The sequence below is a fragment of the Caldisericia bacterium genome, assembly GCA_021158845.1.
GTDB lineage: Bacteria > Caldisericota > Caldisericia > B22-G15 > B22-G15 > B22-G15.
In genome coordinates this window covers 1-4,330 of sequence record JAGGSY010000112.1, presented here as the reverse complement: position 1 = coordinate 4,330, position 4,330 = coordinate 1, and the positions used below count along the sequence as shown (strand labels likewise).

Sequence of the window (4,330 nt, the reverse complement as noted above, 5' to 3'; positions counted from 1 at the left end):
GTATATTTTAATATGTATATTTTAATATGCAAAATGTCCCACATTTCCATCCTGCTATTTCTTCATAAAAATTCCTTTATGTTGCATGGCTAACATTCAGACTTTAAACTTCCTTTTTAGTTTCCACACAAATGTCTTTTGTATCATTTTATGAAATTCGTTTTCCTGTTAAAATATCTATACTTTGTTCTCCACAATTTAATAATAAATCTATTATCGATAAATTAGGCTCAAATGAGCCCCAAAGCTGTGGATAGATTGGATGTTTAAAATCACTATAAATAACTTTTATGCCAGCTTTTCTAAAAAGCTCCTCGCGTTGGTATTTTCTACCACCACTCCCCGAAAGATATACATCTGCACCAAGTTTCTTACATATATTTATTAAAAGCTCTGTTGCTTTTCCTGTAACTCCCAACTTAGAGGCGATCTCGAAACGCTTTTTAAATCCAAGTTCACTACATACGAATTTTGTTAACTCAATATTGAACTCGACTAACATTTTCCATTCTTTCTTAAAATAGATTTCTTGTAATTTTGAAAAAAAATTATCAAAATGGGACGATTTCTTATAATTTACTTCCAGCGTTCTCAAATGTTTTTTTCTCCAAGGGATACTGTTATTAAACTCAACTTCGTTAGTAAGCTGTCCAAATCTCCCTTTAGTTAGTACGGGCTCGGTAAGCCAAATAGGGCCTTGAGAGGCTTTTACCCTAGTTCTATTTTGAAAACTATTCTTAGTAAATTGAACATTATCAAGGAAAACAAACACATCGCTTTTATAGATTTTATAAAAATAACCCAACCACGGTATAAAGTTAGGCTGATGGATTGCGACAATCATTTTATTACCCATCTAATAACTTCAAAAACCTCGGCATATTCGCATCCAATTTGTGTGCCTCGAACTCTTGCTAGTGATCTTATAAACTCTTCAGTTGCATAGCTTCTTTGTTTTTGAGATTTATAACACTTTAAAGCTTTAACTTTCTTTTCAATGTGAACTTTCTTTAAAAAAATAAACGCATTAGTGTCAAATGTTAAGTTATTCCATGGAACTTCATAGCCGAGTATAGTTATTTTTTTAAAAGCCCTAAATCCTTCCCAAGCTATAGTCTGATGATCCTGATGAGTATCACTAGGAGAGGGAAGAAAAACTAAGTCAGGTTTTAATTTCTTATTTAACTGAATCATATCCTCCAAAATCTCCTGCCTATATAAAGGAAATTCCCTTACCGGATAAGACAAGATCATCAGATTTTCTTCCTTTATCCCAAGAACTTTTGTAGCTTCTCTTACCTCTATTTTTAGTATATCACTCGGAAATTGCTCAGGTACTGATTTTTCGGCTGCAGAAAAAGCCACATAAAAAACCTCTTTCTTCTCTTCAATAAACCGGGCAATAGATCCTCCACAGCCAAATTCACCATCATCAGTATGTGGCGCTAATACAAGTACACGTTGAAACAAATTAGTAATAGCCTCTCTCATTCTAGCTATAACTGTATTTCAGCTTTTTAACTACTTCCATCATGTTTAATTTAAGGAAGGAAAGATCCAAACTTTCTTTGCCACCAACTTTGTTAACAGGCCAACTGCTACAATAAAGGTGCTACAAATATCTCTCTTACGAATATAAATGAGTTATACACTTTATTTTTTATATTACCCATCTAATTATGCTCTTTGAGATACGCATCTGTTCTTGTGACTAGTTTTTAATATGATATATCCCATACAATAAGAAAAAAACAGCACAACGAGTGATGCATCCCATACAATATTAGTAAAAGATCCAACTATTTTATCTGATAATCTTATCGATAAAAATCCAAAAATCGCTATGTTTATTGGGTTTTTTGGAAGACAAAGAAAAGTAGTGTACACGATGCCTAATTCGAGACCAACAATTATCGGAGAAAGAAATACCCCAATCCACCCAAAGTTGGCATAAGCATCGCCCACGAAAAAAGTGTTACCATAGTGTGACTTACCTGCAAAAAACAGTTCTGGATTCCATATGCTTTTAATTAATAAAGGAGTACTTATATGCTCTAAGCCAGTTCCAAAAAAGCGGTGCATCCATGTTGGGAAACTGGCTCCGTGGAGAAATGGTATCCTATCTGGAAAAATTAAAAAGTAATGATATAAAGGAGCAATTTGCCCTATTAACAGTCGTGGTAAAAAGCATTCTCGAAAAGCCAACACGATATTACCTAAACCTTGCGATGCCGAATAAATCCATAATAAAGATGCTAAGGTGATTAACACAAAAAATGCTAATTTAACAAACTTGATACCACCATTTAACATAATCTTAATAAGTAGAATCCCAATAAAAAAATTTAATACCCATCCTTTCTTAAGATCACAACCCAAGATCAAAATGGATAATAATGTGTAAAAAATAAATAAAACTCGGTACTTAAAACTTGGAGCTAATTTTAAGCAGTAAACATAATAGATATAAGCAAGCAAAGGAGTAAGTGCGGTACCGCCAAGTCTATATATGTAATCACTAGCAAATTGATAGCTAGTGGAAATTCGAATCATAATTAATTTTTCATAGGAAGCACCTTTTATCAATTCCAAAATAGGTATGGTGCCTATTTTAAAATACATTACAAAATATACGTAGCTCACTGACAAAAGAGATAAAATGCTCAGAAAGATTAGAATAATCTTGATTCCAATATCCTTTTTAGACATAACAGGCGTTACTGGCTTTAAAAGATAATTTTCTAATAAATATTCCATTTTTTCAGAGGCTAAAATTTTGGTTACCAGAAATGTAGTAATTGTCATTGCCAATACTGCATACATAACTATTAGCCAAATTTTAATACGAATATCTTTTCCCAGATAATAAATTGCATGATGGTGAAAATCTATTCCGATAGCTACTAGTGTTACTCCAATCAATGTTTGCAACAGTATTTTAACATAGAATATCAAAGAAAGCATATTTAGTCGGGAAGGTGCAATATTACCCGCTGCTTTTTTAAATATTATAGCTAATACAAAAGCACAGAATACTGTTATTAATATTATATAAGTCAGCACAGTTTTACATCTGATTAAAATAAAGTTTAGTTAACTACACATCAACCGAAAATTTTTTTAATCACTCTATTTCCATAATTCCAAAAATACCTAAAATCATCCCTGTGAGGAATTATAATTTTAGTTAAACTTAATGTGGTCGTTTTCCTATACCAATGCATAGTAAAAATTAAGCAAATTACATATGCTATAGTGGATGCTAATGCAGCCCCTGAGACACCAATTAACGGAATAAAAACTAAGTCCAGCCCAATAGTTATGATAAACGCAATTACACTACTATATGAAAGGTATTCGGGATAACCTTTGCCCATAAGAGCGAATACCAACACTTTATGAATACTTATCGCTATAGTTCCCGGCAATAGTATAATTAAAGGTTTTACAGAAGAAATAAATTTATTCCCAAATAAAAATGGGATCAAAAACCAACCAGCCAATAAAATACCTAAAGCTCCGGCTAAGGTTAAAAGAATTGTCTTTCGTACGACAGAAGAAATATATTTATCTCCATATTCCTCAGAATTACTACTAACAATTGGAAAAAGAATATTTCCTATGCTCATAGGAATATACCATAACAACTCTCCTACAGAGACTGCTATAGAATATATACCTACAGCCGAAACTCCTAAAAAATGATTTACAAGAAACATATCTAATCTATAATTGAAGATTTGTGTAATGTTACCTAAATAAGACTTCAAGCCAAAACTTAAGGTTTTTTTAAATAAATCTAAATCCGGTTTTATGAGAAAGAAATACTTATCTTTTATAATTTTCACAAAACTATACAACGTTGCTAATAATAAAGCAATGATTGAAGCTTTAACAGCTCCTAAGACATCTTCATTCCAAAAATAAACGAATAATATAACTAAGCAAAGACGAGAGCTATTTTCGATAATATATGCTATGTTTCTTTTCATAAAGTGTTTTTGTCCTATTAATATATTAACGTAAAACTTATATGCAAAAACTAATGGAAACAAAAAAACAGACCAAGTAAGAGCACTCTTATACGCTTCAAGTGAAAACCAAGAACCTATTTTTGACCTAAGAACCCATTCCAATATTGCGAGAAGCCCACCTGTAACCGTAACAAATATGATAGTGTTAGAAATTATATTAGGTAACTTATTCTTATACTGACCTATAAAATAAATATTAGCTTGATGGATGCTCAAACTCATAAGCAAAAATATGAAGTTTGGAATTAACAAAATAAGACTCAATGCTCCTTTACCTGATGGCCCCAAGACTCTTG

At 31.8% G+C, this 4,330-nt stretch carries 4 protein-coding genes; all 4 read right to left on the bottom strand.

The genetic code is table 11. From position 1 onward, the window contains the following. Positions 1–148 precede the first annotated feature (148 nt). Complete coding sequence (locus tag J7J33_04360) at positions 149–856, bottom strand: WbqC family protein (GenBank protein ID MCD6168522.1); 708 nt, start codon at positions 854–856, stop codon at positions 149–151. Then, positions 841–1,491, bottom strand: a complete 651-nt coding sequence (locus tag J7J33_04355; protein MCD6168521.1) for a PIG-L family deacetylase — start codon at positions 1,489–1,491, stop codon at positions 841–843. Before J7J33_04355 ends, J7J33_04360 begins: the two co-directional genes overlap by 16 nt. Positions 1,492–1,677: 186 nt before the next feature. Further along, positions 1,678–3,063 (bottom strand): oligosaccharide repeat unit polymerase, encoded by a 1,386-nt coding sequence (locus J7J33_04350; GenBank protein MCD6168520.1) that lies wholly within the window; start codon positions 3,061–3,063, stop codon positions 1,678–1,680. Between the two features lie 41 nt (positions 3,064–3,104). Continuing rightward, a partial coding sequence (locus J7J33_04345) for a polysaccharide biosynthesis C-terminal domain-containing protein (protein ID MCD6168519.1) occupies positions 3,105–4,330 on the bottom strand: 1,226 nt, incomplete at its 5' end.

Excerpts from the sequence above, each read along its gene's own strand:
- J7J33_04360 (MCD6168522.1), bottom strand. The coding sequence starts at position 856 with ATGGGTAATAAAATGATTGTCGCAATCCATCAGCCTAACTTTATACCG.
- J7J33_04355 (MCD6168521.1), bottom strand. The coding sequence starts at position 1,491 with ATGAGAGAGGCTATTACTAATTTGTTTCAACGTGTACTTGTATTAGCG.